Genomic DNA, 17,660 nt, shown 5'->3' with positions numbered 1-17,660 from the left:
TTTTGCAGCCCTCATCCCGATGAATGAAATTGCAATTTCAGTCAAAAATGTTTCTAAATGCTTTAAGAAATATCCTCATCCAGTAGCCCGACTGCAAGAGATTTTGTTGCCCGGCAAGAGCAAAGCTGAGGAATTCTGGGCCCTACAGGATATTAGTTTTGAAGTTCCCAAAGGCGAAACTTTAGGCGTGGTCGGGCGCAATGGCTCTGGTAAAAGTACATTGCTCCAAATTATTGCTGGGACACTGACTCCAACAACCGGAGCTGTGCAAGTCAATGGTCGCATTTCAGCTCTCTTAGAACTGGGGAGTGGATTTAACCCAGAATTCACAGGCCGACAAAATGTTTTTTTTAATGGTCGGCTTCTGGGATTGAGTCAGAAGGAAATCGAAGACAAATTTGATGAAATTGCTAGATTTGCAGACATTGGTGAGTTTATTGATCAACCTGTCAAAACATACTCTAGTGGTATGTTTGTACGTTTGGCATTTGCAGTAGCTGTTAACGTCGACCCTGATATTTTAATTGTTGATGAAGCGCTGGCGGTGGGAGATATTGTCTTTCAGCATCGGTGTATCCGCCGCATGAGAGCTCTCATGGAATCTGGCATCACAACACTATTCGTTTCTCACGATGCCAGTGCCATCAAAACTTTATGTAGCTCAGCCATCATGGTTCATGATGGCAAGATGTACACTTCAGGTTCTCCTAATCAAGTCATTATCGACTACATGAAGCTGGTGACTGAGTTGGAGTTAAATCTGGCTCCAGATAAGCCTGAGTTAAGGTCAGATGATCTCCCTTCCGACCTTGATAACTCACCAGCTACAGAGGTTCCACCTGAGGTGGAACCAGTCAGGGAATGCAGTACTCCAGTTGAGAGCGAAAGTGTAATTGAGGCTAATGAAAGTACCAAGAAAAAAGCAGCCCGTCGCGGTAATCGCAAAGCTTTGATCGAAGAAATAAAGTTGTTAGATCAATTTGAAGAATACGCTGGTGAAGTTCCTATCCTTGGCTTTAACGAAGAAGTAACTTTGCTAATCGGATTGAAGGTATATGAGCCTCTCCAGGGTTGTATTGTTGGCTTTTATGTATGCGACAAAAATGGCAATGAAATTATCGGCAGTAACACCTTTGAGGAAGATTTACGCATTGGCAAACTGGAGGCAGGAGAGGAATTACAGATTAAGTTTCGCTTTAAATTGCCATTAAGAACAGGCTCTTATAGTTTGACTGTGGCAGGCTCAGAAAACTATTCATCAATCACTTTTGATTGGATCGATAATGCTCTAGTTTTTCAAGTACTGCCTCCCAACACAGGTAAGCAGATTTATGCCTTAGTTGATCAACCAATGGCTGTTAGCGTTATTCAGAAAAAGCTACCTGTCGTTGTGTCGTAAAATTCATATCTTAAAAGAATTAAGGTGATAGGTTATATGAGTAGTGGTTGGGCGAAAGATTATCCTGCTGTGGAAGGGATCACTGAAGAAGCTTTGGATGACAACAACAGCCACAAGAAGATGTTGCAGTTAATTGGCAACAACAAACATGTTATAGATTTTGGCTGTGCCACAGGATACTTAGCTCAATTTCTTTCGCAGAGAGGCTGCAAAGTTACAGGAATTGAAGTTAACCCAGAAGCGGCAAAAACGGCTGAAAATTATTGTGAACAGGTTATTGTCGCCGATTTAGATCTAGTTTCTCTAGCTGAGATTCTGCCTGAAAAAAAGTTTGACGTAGCTGTTTTTGGAGATGTCTTAGAGCACCTCCGAAATCCTTGGCAATTACTAAAAGCGACAATCCAGCTCTTAAAACCAGATGGCTATATTGTTGCTTCGATTCCAAACATTAGTCATGGAGCAATTCGACTAGCACTCTTAAAAGGGAGATTTGAATATAGCCAGCTTGGCATCCTGGATGATACTCATCTTAGATTTTTCACCCATGAAACAGTCAAAAAATTATTTGAAGATACGGGATATTTTGTAGATTGTCTTGAGCGCACAAAACTTCCGGTTTTCTTTCCGTCCCCTCTCATCCCCCAGGTAGTGAGAGAAGAGTTTGACGAAAGCACCTTACAACTCGTTGAGCAAGCAGAAGAGTCAGATACTTTACAGTTTGTTTTGAAAGCATATCCGCTTTCCCTAGAGGGTAGAAACTCAGCTTTGGTTCAAAGGTGTTCTACGTTGACGGAGCAGCTGAGTGAATCAAAACTTCAGCTACAACAGTTACGAATTGAGCTAGAGCAGTCGCAAGCTCAGATGCATCACACCTACGGAGAATGGGAACGATCGCAGGCACATCTGCACGAGACTTATGCTCAGTGGGAACAGTCCCAAGCACAACTACGCCAAACTCAGGCAGAGCTTGAGAAATCCCAAGCAGAGTTAGAGCGATCGCAGGCACATCTGCACGAGACTTATGCTCAGTGGGAACAGTCCCAAGCACAACTACGCCAAACTCTGGTAGAGCTTGAGAAATCCCAAACAGAGTTAGAGCGATCGCAGGCACATCTGCACGAGACTTATGCTCAGTGGGAACAGTCCCAAGCTCAGCTTCAGGAAGCTCAGGCAGAACTCAGCCGATTACAAGCACAACAAGCTACTTACGCTGAGCTAGAGCAGGCCCAAGCTCAGCTTCAAGAAGCTCAAGTAGAACTTGTGCGATCGCAGGCTCAAATCCGAGATGCTGAGGCAGAAAAGCAGCGCTCGCACGTTCAAATTCAACAGCTAGAAGCTGATTTAGATCAGTTACAATCTCAGCTCCAACAAACTCATGGCCGTCTGGAATACTCCCAGACCGTTATTGCGGCCATGCAAACCAGCAAGTTTTGGAAATTGCGCGATCGCTGGATGAACCTTAAGAAAACGTTGCGGGTTGAACCCTCCGAAGAGTTCAAATTCGCGATCGAGAATCTTCCTGGATTAAATTTGGGTTCAACGACTCAGTCCGCACCAAAAGCAGTCGTTCCTTTAGAGTTAGAACGCCACAAACAGACTGTAACCACTACATACAAGCATGTCTTAAAGAGCTTTTTAGCATCAGGAGCAAAGCTACACCTTCCTACCAGCCAAACTCCCTTAGTTACAGTTGTTTTAGTTTTATATAATAGAGCCGAGCTAACTTTCCAGTGCTTACGGTCTTTATCCGAAAACTTTTATAACTCCTTCGAAGTTGTCATCGTTGACAATGCTTCTTCTGATGACACTAGCGTGCTCCTGGATCGCATTCAAGGTGCCAGGATTATTCGCAATAGTGAAAATCATCACTTCTTATTAGCAAGTAATCAAGCCGCGAAAGTCGCTCAAGGAAAATACATATTATTCCTGAACAATGATGCCCAAGTCCTCCCCGGCAGCATTGCCTCTGCGGTTAAAACGATTGAGAGTGCAGAGGACATCGGCGCTGTAGGTGGCAAGATTTTGCTGCTTGATGGCAGTTTGCAAGAAGCTGGAAGTATTATCTGGCAAGATGGCTCTTGTTTAGGCTATGGCCGAGGCGACTCTCCGTTTGCTCCCGAGTATATGTTTGGGCGCGACGTAGATTATTGCTCTGGCGCATTTCTCCTCACGAGTCGAGAACTCTTTTTGCAAATGGGCGGCTTCGACGAAGATTACAAGCCTGCCTACTACGAAGAAGCAGATTACTGTTTACGATTATGGCGCTCAGGCAAACGTGTAGTTTACGACCCCGATGCGGTAATCCTACACTTCGAATTTGCTAGTTCAAAATCGAGTGATGCTGCTTTACAGTTACAGGCTAAAAATCGTGAGATTTTTGTCAACAATCATCGCGATCGCTTGCAAGCTCACCACTTGCCAGACCCCGCTAATATCTTGTTGGCTCGCACCACAGCTAACAAGCAGCCTCGCGTTCTTTTCATTGATGACCGAGTTCCCCATACCTTCTTAGGTGCTGGTTATCCCAGAGCCAGAGAAATTCTTCTATCTCTAATTGAGCTAGGTTACACTGTCACTTTTTATCCTCTCAATGATCTAATTGATGAAGGAGACTGGGATACAGTTTATCGGGACATCCCTAAAGTCGTAGAGGTGATGACCGAGCAAGGTAGGCCCAAGCTGGCAGAATTTTTGCAGCAACGAGCTGGCTACTATGAGGCCATCATTATTAGCCGCCCTCACAACATGCAAATCTTTCAACCCATCTTCACGGGGCATCCCGAATTATTCAGCAATACCAAAGTTATTTACGATGCCGAAGCGCTCTTCTCCTTACGGGAAGTGGCTTATCGCCGATTGAATGGCCAAGAAGTTTCTGAAGCTGAGATTGACGCTTTAATTCAAGATGAAGTTAAGTTAGCAGCAGGCGTTAGCTCAGTTATTTCGGTTTCAGAACCGGAAAGTAAGAAATTTGCTGAGTGTGGATTTCCTACCGTGCATACATTGAGCCACACAGTAGCTTTACGTCCCACTGAAAATTCCTTTAAGCAACGGTCTGACATTTTGTTTGTTGGAGCTATTCATGATGATTTCAGTCCCAATGCAGACTCAGTGATTTGGTTTGCCAATCAAGTATTTCCGCAAATTCAAGCGCAGCTAGACGCAGACTTAAAGTTCAAAATTGTTGGGTTTAACAGCTCTGAAAAAGTTTTCAACCTAGCTAATGACCACATTCAGGTGATGGGCCGAGTGAATAACTTGGAAAGCTATTACAACCGCGCTCGTCTCTTTGTTGTCCCCACTCGCTTTGCTGCCGGGATTCCCTTGAAAATCTATGAGGCCGCTTCTCATGGACTGCCAGTGGTCACGACCTCACTGATTGCCGCTCAGCTAGGTTGGCAAGACGGCATAGAGTTGCTAGTTGCAGACGACCCGAATGAGTTTGCTCAAAAGTGCGTCCAGTTATATACCAACGCTGAGTTATGGGAGAAACTGAGGTTTAATATTTTACGCAGGATCGAAGCAGAAGGTTCTAAGGAAGCATTTACTGCCAAGCTACAAGAAATCCTGACGAAGGAATAAACCAAATGCAGAGGTTAGACCAATGCTAAAAAATTCTGTGCTACGTTCTAAACGTGTGCTAGAGCGAGTTCCTCGACTACTCTTCCTGCTCAAAACTGAAGGGTTGAATCCGGTCCTAGCGAGAATTTTTAGGAAGCTTTATTTTAAGCTTGCTAGCCCCTCACTTTTGGCTGAATCGCATCCACCTGCTTTAGAAGTACCTCTAAGCGCTAACCCTACTTATCAGCAATGGCTTAATAAGAAATTCCCGCGAGAGGCTGACCTAGCTAAGATGGCTGAGACGCTGAAGGTGTTTCGGTATCAGCCAACTATTAGCGTGTTAATGCCCGTCTTCAACACACCAGAAACTTTTTTGCGAGAGGCGATCGCCTCAGTTCTTGACCAGATTTATCCTTATTGGGAATTGTGCATTGCTGATGATGCCTCTACACAGCCTCATGTAAAAGAGATTTTGGCAGAATATGCTGCTCAAGATCCCAGGATTAAAGTGGTCTTTAGAAGCGAGAACGGCCACATTTCTCGTTCTTCTAATTCAGCGTTAGAAATAGCCACAGGGGAGTTTGTAGCACTTCTTGATCATGATGATTTGCTAACGCCAGATGCTTTATATGAAGTAGCTCTGTTGCTCAATCAGCATCCTGAAGCAGACATGATCTACTCAGATGAAAATAAGCTGAATGAGCAAGGCCAACTGCTAGAACCTGCCTTTAAACCTGACTGGTGTCCAGACTCCTTTTTGTCTCGCATGTACACCTGTCACTTAGGAGTTTACCGGCGCTCTTTACTCGATCAAATCGGTGGCTTCCGTGTGGGTTATGAAGGCAGCCAAGATTATGATTTAGTCCTACGATTTACTGAAAAAACGAATCAAGTCTTTCATATTCCCAAGGTGCTTTACTGCTGGAGAATCCATCCCGAATCTACAGCCACTGGTGAGGAAGATGTCAAACCTTACGCGTACATTGCAGCTCAAAAAGCCCTAGAAGAATCGATTGAGCGCCGTGGAGAGCCTGGAAAAGTTTTAGATGCACCTGGCTTTTTAGGAATTTATCATGTTCGTTATCAGCTACCAGAGCAATATCTAGTTAGTATTATCATTCCAGTAACCAGTGAGCACCAAGCTTTTATTAAAAACTGTATAACATCTATTTTTACAAAAAGTACTTATCCAAACTATGAAGTGATTGTTGTTAGCGATCGCACTGTTTCTCAAGATACAAATCGCCTTCTTGCTCAGTGGCAAGCTAAAGAACCAACAAAGTTTAAACATCATCAGCTTTCTAAGCCTTGTTCTAGTTCTAGCCTCAGCCGCTATGGAACTCGTCAAGCTCAAGGCAGCTATTTACTATTTCTAAATGCCAATACAGCAGTGATTACTCCAGATTGGATTGGTGCCATGCTGGAACAGGCACAGAGACAATCTATTGGCGCAGTTGGAGCTTTATTGCGATATGACGATGACACCATTCAACATGCTGGCTTAATTGTCGGCATTCGTGATGCTGTAGGCTGTAACCACAAGTATCTGCCTGCAACAGCTTCAGGTTATATGTTTCAAATTCAAGCCATCAATAACTTCTCCGCTGTTTCTGGCGCTTGCCTCATGTGTAAGCGAGAAGTTTATGAGCAAATTGGAGGCTTTGATGAAAAATTAACCCATCAATATTACGACGTAGACTTATGTTTAAAGATGGTAGAGCAAGGATATAGAAACATATATTTGCCTCACGTTGCTCTATATCATTATGAGTCGAAGGAAGATAAAGTTTGCGAACCAGATTTAGCTTATTTCAGAGCTAAATGGCAAAGCTTCATTAAACATGACCCCTGCTATAGCCCTCATTTAACAAGGGAATATGAAGATTACCGCCTTTGAACTTAAGCACCTTGCAGATTGTGTAATAGATTAGTAGCTACTAACAATACAGCTCCACTCTTCGTATTCTGAAGCACAAACAGCAGCAGTTGCCTCATTTATGTCTTCTAAATCTGCACTAATCACAGGCATTACAGGACAGGACGGTTCCTATCTTGCCGAGCTACTTTTAACTAAGGGATATCAAGTTTTCGGTTTGGTCCGTCGTTCTAGTTCTGGTAATTCTAGTCGTATTAGTCATTTTTCCGATGACATCAAAATCCTTTCTGGAGACTTACTAGACCAGTGCTCCTTGATGGATGCCATTATTGAGGCGCAACCAGACGAAATTTATAATCTTGCGTCTCAAAGCTATATTCCTACTTCTTGGACCCAGCCTTCCTTGACGGCTGAGTATACGGCGCTAGGCGTTTCTCGGCTTCTAGAGTCAATTCGCCGTTGTAAACCGGATGCTAAATTTTATCAAGCTTCTAGTAGCGAAGTCTTCGGGCAACCGGATGAATCCCCGCAAACAGAGCGCACCGCTTTTCGGCCTCGGAATCCTTATGGGGTAGCCAAAGCCTATGCTCACTGGATGAGCGTGAATTATCGTCAGCAGTACAATCTCTACACTTGCTGCGGCATTACGTACACGCATGAATCTCCTAGACGGGGAGCAGAATTTGTGTTTCGCAAGATCACGCGAGCAGCAGCCCTCGTTAAACTGGGCTTGCTAAATGAGCTGAAGCTGGGGAATCTTGATGCGAAACGGGATTGGTGTTATGCCAAAGATGCCGTCTATGCGATGTGGTTGATGCTGCAACAGCAAGAAGCAGATGACTACATTATTGCTAGTGGTGAGACTCATTCCGTGCGTGAGTTGGTGGAATGCGCCTTTAGCTGCGTGAACTTGAACTGGGAAGATTATGTTTCGGTTGATCCTGCCTTTTACAGACCTGATGAGCCTGTCCAGTTAATGGGCTGTATCGACAAAATCCGCAATCAACTAGGCTGGCAGCCTCAGCATTCTTTTCAAGAGTTGGTGGAATTGATGGTAGAGCATGACCTGAAGGCTCTCCAAGACCAGCCTTAACAAATGCAGACTTCTGACGCGGGCTTTGGAGTAAAGCGATCGCCCTCCTGAATTCGTGTTTGTGTGCTCAGCTTGACATCCACGATTTGTGACAGTTTTAAGGGCGCTCTCCCACCGGGGAAAGCGCCCTTTTTAAGTTTGATGCAGTCATTCTAATAGGAACTGGCTAGCTGAAGGCTAATCAACTTAGACCTCAACAAAGTGTTTCTACTTATATAAACAATCAACAAAAGCCCAAATAAACAGGAAACAGAGCCGTCTGGCGTCAATTAACTGAGGGAAGCGTGACTGCGATCGTAGGAAGCTCGGAAAGAGGGATGAGCTTTGCCTTGAATATGGTTCCAGTACTCTGATGCTTCAGCAGGCATACCTACTTCTGCCGCGGCACGACCCAGCATCGATTGCTGACGATTTTTGATCAAGTGGTGGTGGCGCATCATTAAAGCACGAGCTTGATCTTGAGCAGACATAAATAGTTCTCCTATTAGATGAATCGATCTGAGCATTTATGGGTTGTTTAATCAATATAACAAATTTTTCTGTATCTAAAGTTACAAAACGCTTTACATGCCATATTTTTAATATTTTTTTACAAATAGAGTGAAACCAAAAGTCTTCGCAGGATAGGAGGCGTTTCGCTAAGCGCGCATCTCCAAGAAACGTCAGCTTGTTTAGGCTACCGTTCAGCGGTAAGCTCAGACCACTTGAGCTTGTGGGAGAAAAGCTGTGGCAGTTGAGGAGCGTTTGGTTGAAGTAGGGCCGTTGAAATGGTTTTGCCGAGAAGCAAACCCGATGAACTCAACGGATAAGCCGCCAGTGCTGCTGCTGCACAGTTTTCCTTCCCAAAGTTACAGTTGGCGGCAGGTGTTGCCTGCTTTAGCCGAGCAAGGTTTTCGCGCGATCGCCCCCGATTGGCCGGGGTTTGGCTTTTCTGCCAAGCCAGATAAGCGAGATTTTGCTTACACGCCTGATGCTTTTGTCGGAGCTTTGGCAGACTTGTTGCAAGCGCTGGAAGTGGAACGGTTTTCCCTGGTGGTGCAAGGTTTTTTGGGAGCTGTAGGACTCCGCTACGCTTTACAAAATCCTGACCAGATCGAGCGCTTGGCTATTTTCAATACGCCGCTCTCTACCACTGCAAAGCTGCCTTGGAAGATCCAACAAATGGGATTGCCCTTGGTGGGTGACATGATGACGCAAGACCCCTTGCTGGTCGATCGGTTGCTAGAAGGAGGTGGGCCTTACCAGGTGGCTGACAAGGATTTGGATGTGTATCGGCGGCCTTTTCTCAAAAGCTCGGATGCGGGGCGATCGCTGCTATATACGCTACGCAACTTACAACTGCCAACAGCCACCGCAGAAATTGAGCCAGGCTTTGCTAACTGGGAGCGGCCTATTTTGGTGGCTTGGGGCATGTCTGATCCTTGGTTGCCGTTTAGCATGGCCGAAAACTTTACTAAAGCGGTTCCTGATGCAGAGCTAGTAAAACTAGAGGAAGTGGGACACTATGCACAAGAAGACTGGTATGAAAAGGTGAATGAGGTGCTCTTACCTTTCCTACGTCGTCAAAGTCATTGAGCCTAGCTAGGATTGAGGTGCTAGTTAGATTTAGGCGATCGCTGCCTTAAGATCTCGCAGTCTTTATTTAGGAAGAAGACTTTGAGTACAGTCTTGAGATATATTTCTTTACGAAAATTATAAATGGTCGCCCCCTAAGCGCCTCTCTAAAAACTGATTTGAGTTTTGGGATAGGTTCTAATCAACAAGGCAATTAATTTTGCAAGTGGTAAACAAGTAGAGTTATGAGACACTATCGGTCAATTTTGGCTCTAGCACTGGCCTTCGTCACAGCGTTTCTCGTCAGTTGCAGTAGCCCCACCAGCACCAAAACCCTGACTTACAGCCCCACTCAAGTCGAGCGCATCCAAAGTTATGCCTCTGGTATCACTGCCCTTCGCGGTCGCATGCCAGAGTTGGCAACTCTAATCGAAAATCGTGAATGGATCGATGTTCGCGGCTTTATTCACGGTCCTCTAGGAGAGTTGCGGATCAGAATGGGAAATTTGGCTCGCAACTTACTGCCCGATGCTCAAGGGCAAGCGCGGCAAGCTGCTCAAGACATTTTTACTCACCTAGAAGAAATCGATGAAGCGGCTCAGAACGGCGATTATCGTCAAGCGATTCGCAACTATGCGGAAGCGTTAAAAGACTTTGACGCTTTCTTCCAACTCGTGCCCAACAGCTAGAAAAAAGATCTCTCCCCAAACCCCTCTCCCGTGGGAGAGGGGTTTTGAATGTGGCATCCTAGGCTCTTAATTTTGAAGCGAAATCTATGAGTCGTGTTGCTGTGGTGGGTTGTGGGGTCGTGGGAGCTGCGATCGCTTATGAACTCAGCCAAATACCAGGATTGACGATCACTGTGTTCGATCGCCAACTTCCTGCTCAAGCCGCAACGGGAGCTGCCTTGGGTGTGTTGATGGGCATCATTAGCCACAAAGTGAAAGGTAAAGCTTGGCAGTTGCGGCTTGCCAGTATGGAGCGGTACGAAACTCTAATTCCAGAACTAGAGGCGATCGCAGGCTGCACCATTCCCTGGAATCGCAACGGTATTTTGAAGCTGTGTTTTGCCGAGGAAGACCTCACTAAATGGCAAACCTTGGCTGAAACCCGAAAAAGTCAAGGCTGGGAGTTAGAGATTCTGGATGCAGCTCAGCTTCAGGATCAGTACCCTTATCTCAACTCGGATTCGATCAGTGCGGCCATCTACTCACCTCGCGATCGCCAAGTCGATCCGATGGCTCTCACACGCGCCCTGGTCACAGCTGCCGAACGCAACGGTGTAACCTTTCACTTTGAGGCTGCTGTCGAGACCGTCACTTGTAGCTCCGACTCCAGCAATTCACAGATTTGTGCTCAGTTACAAACGACAGCGGGAAACTTTGAGATTGATTGGTTGGTCGTGGCAGCGGGCTTAGGCTCCACACCCCTAACTGCCGCTCTGCAACAATCGATTGAAATTCGCCCAGTTTTAGGTCAAGCGCTACATCTGCAACTCGACCAACCCCTAGGTATTCTGGAAAAGCAACCTGTAATTACAGGCAACGATGTGCATATTGTGCCTTTAGGCTCGAATCAGTGCTGGGTGGGGGCAACGGTCGAATTTGCTGCTGGTGAGGAAGTTGTGGCGGATGAAGCGCAATTGCAAATAGTTTTGGAGCAAGCGATCGCCTTCTGCCCTGCCTTAGCTAAAGCCACCATACTCAAAACTTGGTCTGGTTTGCGGCCCCGACCCGAAGGCCGTCCTGCCCCCATCATTGGGCCGCTGCCAGGTTACAGTAATGTTTTACTCGCCACAGGTCACTACCGCAATGGCGTTTTGCTAGCTCCTGGGACGGCTCAGGTGATTCGCCAGTTGATTACCGCCAAGCAAAATTAATTTAATTACACTTTCTCGCTCTCTTGAAGCCTCTTGTGCCAAAATCGCGGAGATCAGGGGGCAGTATGGATGTAAATGAACTCCTACAACGGTATGCGGTAGGGAAGCGGGACTTTGCTTGGGCAGATTTGCAGGGAGCTGATTTAGCAGGTAGCAACTTAGCGCAAAGTAATTTCAATCGAGCCAACTTCACAGGGGCGAATCTTAAACAAGCCAACCTGAGCCAAGCTAACTTAACCAAAGCCAACTTCAGCAACGTTGATTTAACCGGGGCTAACCTCACAGGAGCTACCTGTCGCAAAGCCAACTTCACCGGAGCTATTCTTGCAGGGGCGATATTGGAAGCCGTTGATTGGACAGGGGCAACCTTGCCTGATGGCACCATGTTTGAGGCGATCGCTGCTGCTGAGCCTGAGACCGACACACCACTAGAAGATGCAGCAGTGATTAGTAGTGAAGCAGCGAGGAAGGAAACTCCTGAATTGGTAGAAACTCTGGCGCTGTCAACTTCTGCAAGGCCCCGACGAACCACGGTTAAAGAGTTTCAAGCCGATTTACCTTGGCCCTCTTTATTGTTGCTAGGGGTAGGATACTGTTGCTTTGGTTTCTTGATTGGTATGCATCCAGGGGCAGGGTTGGCTTGGGTGATTGCTTGGCTCGGCTCAATCGCCTGGCTGTTTGAGGAATCTCTGACTTGGTTTGCACCATTGGTAGGGGCGATCGCAGTGATGGCAGCGGCGGGAGTTTCTGTCGTGCTTTTGGCGGTCTGTGGTGTAGTCACCTTCACTTTGTTGGTGATGCTCAAATTTCTGGGTTGGAGTTGGCGAGCGGCTGTCAAGGATAGTCTTTGGGTGGGCGCGATTGGCGCAGTTGCGATTACAACCGCAAGTTGGCTATTTGCGGATAATGAAGGAACTGGCGCAATCCTGGTATCTGGCAAGTTTCCCTTCGCGATTTTGCTGCTGTTGGGCGTGTCTGGAGCGGGACTGGGAGCAGTCGCTTGGGGCCAGATGTTGGGGACAGGCTACAGTAGGAAGCAAACCGCTTGGACTTTTGGTGGTACTACTGCCTTAGGTTTACTGGGTGGCTGTTTGCTGGCGCTCCCCTTGCGTGGGTAAGCCTTTGTGTAAGTAAGAGTGTGCGATCGCAGCATTAGTAAAAATCTCCGAGTGACAATGGGAGTATAAGGTGAGCGAGACACCGGATTTTATTCTCTATGCTCAGCATGGTTGGGCCGATAGTAGTCGGGAGATTACTGCCCTGGCTCAGAGTCTTGCTTCGCCTCAGACCCAGGTAGTCACGCCGAATCTGGGTTTTGTTAAAACTTGGCTACGGATCGAGCCACTGATTGAGCATGTGGAGCAGGTTGCGATCGATATGTTGGCGACCTACCCCGAAACTCCCATCCGCATTATTGGGCACTCGATGGGCGGTTTGATTTGGCTCGAAGTGCTGAATCGCCATCCCGAATGGTGGTCGCAGGTAGACTCGTTAGTGCTTGTTGCCTCTCCAGTGGGTGGTTCAGACTTGGGCCGCATTTTCGATCCATTGCAGTTTGGGTTAGGCATTGCGCGGGACTTGGGCAAAAACCGCCGAACCATTGCTGAGACGATCGCAGCTGTGATTCCAACTCTGACGATCGCCGGAGACTATGATGGCGGCAGCGATGGCACGATTCCAGTTGAGTCGAGTAAGTTCCGTCATGCCAAGTTTGTCTGCATCTACGGCTTGCCCCATGCCACTTTAAAGAATCACCCTGCTGTGGCCGCTGCGATCCGTGATTTTTGGGGCGAATCAACTGAGGAATCTGAATTGAGTGGACACCTGATTCAGCGCTTACGTTTAGTGGCGGGCATGACTGATGCTCACCGTCGTGATTTTGAGCGATCGCAAACCCTTTTCACCTTTGAGGATGGCACGACAATGCGCACCTGGAAAAATCCCTTTGGCGTGGATCACGTCTTTGTCGCCAGTCCGAGAGGGCAATGCCTCTATGGTGGGTTCGTTGGTTGGCTCCATGCCGATGATCTGCGGCAAGCCCTTGAAGAAATCCAGCGAGAATACCAGCCTCAGCTCTAAAGCGATCGCTTGTTGCGTTGCTTGAAGCGCTGGGATACCTACCTTTGCCGTCGGGAACAATAAGCATTAACCCCCAGGAAAACCAACTATGCAATCTCAAGCAACTTCTCTCTACGAGCGGCTCGGTGGTGTGTACAGCATTGCCACGGTTGTAGATGACTTTATCGATCGCATCATGGATGACCCACGCCTTAACTCCAACCCACTAGTTGATGAAGCGCACCATCGTGTTTCTAGGTCTGGATTCAAATATTTGGTGACGGAAATGGTCTGCTGGGCAACAGGTGGCCCCCAACAATATAGCGGTCGCTCGATGCACGATTCCCACGCTCACCTCAAAATTACAGCAGAAGAATGGGAGTCTTTTCTAGACGATTTTCAACAAACGCTAGATAAGTTTGCTGTCCCTGCTGCGGAGCAAGCTGAGCTGTTTGCGATCGTTCAAAGCACCAAGCCCGACATTGTAATTCCTGCTTAAGACTTCATTCCTAAATTAGTTCGTGATATTAGGCGATCGCTCTTTTCTGATGGAGAGGGGCGATCGCTAATTTTTGAGATGGGTTCTTGCGTTGTCGTAGCTCTATTTCTGTACGTACACTGTACTTACTGACAGTCAACAGAGTATTTCAGTGAACCCAGTTGTCAAAACTCGCATCATCAAAATCGGCAATTCTCAAGGAATTCGGATTCCTAAGTTACTGCTAGAGCAATTGCAGCTCAGTGATGAAGTGGAACTAGAGGTGCAGCAAAACCAACTCATCATTCGTCCTGTCCGATCTGTACGCCAACGTTGGGACGAGGAATTTCAGAAAATGGCTGAGCACGGAGACGATCACTTACTAGATCAGGAGCCGACAAGCCTAACAAGCTGGGATTCGGATGAGTGGGAATGGTAGTTAAGCGTTTTGATGTATATCTAGTAAACCTCAATCCCACTATCGGCAGTGAAATTCAAAAAACTCGTCCCTGTTTAGTCGTGTCTCCAGACGAGATGAACCGAAATATTAGTACTGTGATCATTGCACCGATGACGACAAAAGGACGGGAGTATCCAACACGGGTAGCTTGTCGTTTTCAGGGCAAAGATGGTCAAATTGTTTTGGATCAACTTCGTACGGTTGATAAAGTACGGCTTGTAAAGCGGCTTGGTCGCATCAGCACTGCTGCACAAAAAGTAGTTTTGGCGGTTTTAACAGAGATGTTTTCTGAATAGCTATTATTAAAAAGCTTTCAGCTCATTAAGCAATATTGGAGAAGGTGCATGAAAACAATTACGGCGATTTATGAGCAAGGTGTTTTAAGGCTTACTCAGCCTGTTGAGCTACCGGAAGGCACAGAAGTACAAGTCGTGATAATTAAGAATGGCGCTAGTGCTCCAAAAGGAAATGCTGCAAGTATCCTAGCCGCGATCGCTGCTCTACCTGAGGAAACTACTAGCAGCGGAGTCATAGTAACTGTTGATGAAACATAGCCGACAATACCAAAAGTTTCAGCTAAAAATTTTTAATGTGCGAAGCAATAAAAACCGTATAGCTTTACTATTAAGCTCTCTAATATGAAGTCGAATGAGAATTTAACCTATATTTTTAGGGTTTAACCTAATTAAGGTCACAATAGATTATAGTACAAAGGAACCACGATCATGCCTCCGACAACAGAAGCTTGACTTCTGATGGTACAGTCAGCCTATGACAAGCACACACACAGGTATAGAGTGGACTGACAAAACTTGGAACCCTACGACTGGTTGCGATAAGGTTAGCCCAGGATGTACCCATTGCTATGCAGAAGCACTAACAAAGCGCTTTTCGCGAAACTTTCCTAATGGGTTTGAGCTGACTATACATCCACAGAGATTACAAGAGCCAAGGCGGTGGCGAACTCCAAGCCGAATCTTTGTCAATTCGATGAGTGACCTTTTTCACGAGGATGTTCCTGTTTCCTTTTTAAAGGAAGTTTTTTCAGTTATTAAGGAAACACCTTGGCATATCTATCAGATTCTTACAAAGCGCCATGAACATTTGCTAAAAGTGTCCGCTCAGTTAGACTTTCCTGAGAACGTATGGATAGGCGTATCTGTTGAAAATCAAAGCTATGCCCATCGCATTGATTACTTACGCCAAATTCCAGCAAAAGTGCGTTTTCTCTCCTGTGAACCTCTCTTAAGCGCGCTACAGCTTGACCTAACAGACATTCACTGGGTTATTGCTGGCGGAGAATCTGGTCAAGGGCATCGACCAATGAAAACTGAGTGGGCGCAAAGCATTCGTGATCAATGCCAAAATGCTGAGGTGGCATTCTTCTTTAAACAGGTCGGAGGAAGAACTCCTAAGGCAGGAGGGAGATTGCTAGACGGTCAAATTTGGGACGAGATGCCAGATGCGTGGAAGCAGCATCTTGAGAAGTGGGAAAGCTACTCAATAAAACCTAGTAAATCGGAGAGATCGAAGCTTACTGCTTAGCAGGAAATTTGATAACAACATTATCTCCAAATGTTACTTCTCCATGCTGCTTACGTCGTTTATTGGCAGGTGGTTCAGCTTGAATTTTCCCTTGCTGCTCAAGCTTTCGTAAAGCAGCCTTGTAATTTTTTTTAATGTAGCGTTTACCTAAATGGTGCTGGTTATAAACCTCTAACATTGTGATTTTCTGAGCCGAAAACTCACGCAGCAGCATATCCTCTAAATCATCCAGAGGACGTGATAGCTCAAATAATAAAGGTTGGTTGGAAGTAGCAGGGCTATATTCAAAGGAAGGGACACCCTGCTCATGTTCTGAGCTCTCCGGTGCCATAATTTCCTTCATAATTTCGTAGCCTTTTACATGCTTGCTTACGAAAATAAGGTGGTGACTAGTACGTTTTCCATCCTCGTACTTAAAACGAAAAGGGAGAACATGCTTGCCACCCATCTCTTTTAGTGCTTCACAAATCGCTTCTACAATAGATAACTCCCGCTCCAAAGGTGGCATTGATCTTAATCGCTGGCGTACCTGATCAGCGCGCTCTTTACCGAAGAGAGCATTCATGTGTTCTTCTACGGAGGCGTTGCCTAAACCCATGTTGATGCGATTATAGTTGAAGAAAAATATACAATCACAACCCCAACTTTTGACTACCGAGTTGATTAACTGTAAGGACAGTCCCTTATAGCCCCAAGGATCAACAAAGAATAGGGTAGGAATAAGCTTTCTGTTCTCAAACTCCTTAACTATTTCTTGACCAACTTCATGACTTCTTACTACTGGCTTATATCTTAACGCTTCGATGCCAGGAAGCGAATCAATAGCTTGTTCCAGGGAACTAGTATTATCTGAATCTGCATCATTAAAAAGAGCTACTAGTGAATTTCTTAAATCTGGATCAAGAATTGCTTTCTCTAAGACTAGAAGAGGAGTTGATTTTGAACCATCTTTATAGCGTCCCGGTCCAGCAAATAAGTCAATGTAAGCAATTTTAGCTTCACTATTACTATTATTGTGAGTATTCCTTTTCGATACTGAAAGGATTACCTTTGCCCAAGCCCAAAAATACTTCTCAACTATTCTGGCTTTGACTAAAGATTGTTCTTTCTGTTCATCAAAGAACGAATTGCCGCTCACAACTTACTCCTGAATCTCAAATTAATTAAACACTCCTAAAGATAGCCTTTTGCTTTCTGGGTCAGCAACTTTTTTGCTGTCAGATCTAAAACTTTAAAGAAATAACCGTTGGATTTGCAATTACTTCAAAAACTCTTTAGTGCTATTGCAAAATCTTTAATAGCAAAAGTATCAGACTGATACATTTTAATGTTGATTTCACTACCAGCTTAAACGGTTACCAAATTAATTTATGCTTAGATAAGCTTTAAGGCATCGCTTAACTGATTTACCTTTAAGCTTAAATAAAATTATATTAAAGACAAATAAATTATTAATTGAGTTAGTGATTCTAACTAAGCCGTTGGATAGATGTGGTTTGTTTTTATAAAAGCGGAGGATAAACTGAGTAAAGAGTCATATCGAATATAAATCTGTCAGTTTAATACCAACGTCTTCTAGCAGTTTTAGCTAAAGGCTATTTCGAGATCAAACACTTCTAAATGTGTTTTTACAAAAGTAAACAATTTAATGCTTGGAGGTGTAGAGATGGCTCTGCGTCTTGTTAGGCATTTAATTAGTTGGAGCTAATAGCGCTCTTCTCTAAATCAAAAACCAAATATTAGGAAGAGTTGAAATT

The 17,660-nt window shown here is 45.4% G+C and carries 16 protein-coding genes; 14 read left to right on the top strand and 2 right to left on the bottom strand.

Annotated features, from left to right (window positions below; all coding sequences use genetic code 11):
* The first annotated feature begins 19 nt into the window (after positions 1–19).
* The 4 genes from H6F72_RS14900 (at position 20) to H6F72_RS14885 (ending at position 7,929) form a co-directional block, all read left to right on the top strand.
* A complete protein-coding gene (locus H6F72_RS14900) occupies positions 20–1,399 on the top strand; it encodes an ABC transporter ATP-binding protein (RefSeq protein WP_190436948.1) in 1,380 nt (459 codons plus the stop codon).
* A gap of 36 nt (positions 1,400–1,435) precedes the next feature.
* Entirely contained in the window at positions 1,436–4,981 is a 3,546-nt protein-coding gene (locus H6F72_RS14895; protein WP_190436945.1) for a glycosyltransferase, read from the top strand.
* A gap of 22 nt (positions 4,982–5,003) precedes the next feature.
* Positions 5,004–6,857 (top strand): glycosyltransferase, encoded by a 1,854-nt coding sequence (locus H6F72_RS14890; protein ID WP_190436943.1) that lies wholly within the window; start codon positions 5,004–5,006, stop codon positions 6,855–6,857.
* Between the two features lie 100 nt (positions 6,858–6,957).
* The gene (locus tag H6F72_RS14885; protein ID WP_190436940.1) at positions 6,958–7,929 is read left to right on the top strand and encodes a GDP-mannose 4,6-dehydratase; all 972 of its coding nucleotides are present in this window, start codon (positions 6,958–6,960) and stop codon (positions 7,927–7,929) included.
* 269 nt (positions 7,930–8,198) lie between these two features.
* Here H6F72_RS14885 and H6F72_RS14880 read toward each other — a convergent pair whose 3' ends face one another.
* A complete protein-coding gene (locus H6F72_RS14880) occupies positions 8,199–8,399 on the bottom strand; it encodes a hypothetical protein (protein WP_190436937.1) in 201 nt (66 codons plus the stop codon).
* A gap of 256 nt (positions 8,400–8,655) precedes the next feature.
* Between H6F72_RS14880 and H6F72_RS14875 the strand changes: the two genes are divergently transcribed.
* From H6F72_RS14875 to H6F72_RS14830, 10 genes are all read left to right on the top strand, one after another.
* Complete coding sequence (locus H6F72_RS14875; protein WP_348252262.1) at positions 8,656–9,504, top strand: alpha/beta fold hydrolase; 849 nt, start codon at positions 8,656–8,658, stop codon at positions 9,502–9,504.
* Between the two features lie 224 nt (positions 9,505–9,728).
* A complete protein-coding gene (psbQ, locus tag H6F72_RS14870) occupies positions 9,729–10,172 on the top strand; it encodes a photosystem II protein PsbQ (protein WP_190436934.1) in 444 nt (147 codons plus the stop codon).
* A gap of 86 nt (positions 10,173–10,258) precedes the next feature.
* On the top strand, positions 10,259–11,362 hold the full coding sequence (locus tag H6F72_RS14865) for an FAD-binding oxidoreductase (RefSeq protein WP_190436932.1): 1,104 nt from the start codon (positions 10,259–10,261) through the stop codon (positions 11,360–11,362).
* Positions 11,363–11,427: 65 nt separating this feature from the next.
* Positions 11,428–12,480: a pentapeptide repeat-containing protein gene (locus H6F72_RS14860; protein ID WP_190436929.1), complete on the top strand. Its 1,053-nt coding sequence runs from the start codon at positions 11,428–11,430 to the stop codon at positions 12,478–12,480.
* A gap of 70 nt (positions 12,481–12,550) precedes the next feature.
* Complete coding sequence (locus H6F72_RS14855) at positions 12,551–13,441, top strand: alpha/beta fold hydrolase (RefSeq protein WP_190436926.1); 891 nt, start codon at positions 12,551–12,553, stop codon at positions 13,439–13,441.
* 88 nt (positions 13,442–13,529) lie between these two features.
* Positions 13,530–13,919, top strand: coding sequence for a group 1 truncated hemoglobin (locus tag H6F72_RS14850; protein WP_190436924.1), 390 nt, complete (start codon positions 13,530–13,532; stop codon positions 13,917–13,919).
* Between the two features lie 151 nt (positions 13,920–14,070).
* The gene (locus tag H6F72_RS14845; protein WP_190436921.1) at positions 14,071–14,337 is read left to right on the top strand and encodes an AbrB/MazE/SpoVT family DNA-binding domain-containing protein; all 267 of its coding nucleotides are present in this window, start codon (positions 14,071–14,073) and stop codon (positions 14,335–14,337) included.
* On the top strand, positions 14,331–14,654 hold the full coding sequence (locus H6F72_RS14840) for a type II toxin-antitoxin system PemK/MazF family toxin (protein ID WP_190436918.1): 324 nt from the start codon (positions 14,331–14,333) through the stop codon (positions 14,652–14,654). Before H6F72_RS14845 ends, H6F72_RS14840 begins: the two co-directional genes overlap by 7 nt.
* 48 nt (positions 14,655–14,702) lie before the next feature.
* Positions 14,703–14,912: an antitoxin family protein gene (locus H6F72_RS14835; RefSeq protein WP_190436915.1), complete on the top strand. Its 210-nt coding sequence runs from the start codon at positions 14,703–14,705 to the stop codon at positions 14,910–14,912.
* Between the two features lie 217 nt (positions 14,913–15,129).
* Positions 15,130–15,903, top strand: coding sequence for a DUF5131 family protein (locus H6F72_RS14830; RefSeq protein WP_190436912.1), 774 nt, complete (start codon positions 15,130–15,132; stop codon positions 15,901–15,903).
* Here the strand turns inward: H6F72_RS14830 and H6F72_RS14825 are convergent.
* Positions 15,893–17,041 (bottom strand): three-Cys-motif partner protein TcmP, encoded by a 1,149-nt coding sequence (locus H6F72_RS14825; protein ID WP_190436910.1) that lies wholly within the window; start codon positions 17,039–17,041, stop codon positions 15,893–15,895. The genes H6F72_RS14830 and H6F72_RS14825 overlap by 11 nt on opposite strands.
* Between the last annotated feature and the right edge of the window lie 619 nt (positions 17,042–17,660).

The organism is Trichocoleus sp. FACHB-46 (genome assembly GCF_014695385.1).
Taxonomy (GTDB): domain Bacteria; phylum Cyanobacteriota; class Cyanobacteriia; order FACHB-46; family FACHB-46; genus Trichocoleus.
Note: the sequence above shows the minus strand (reverse complement) of the source record. Positions and strands in the feature narration are given on the sequence as shown.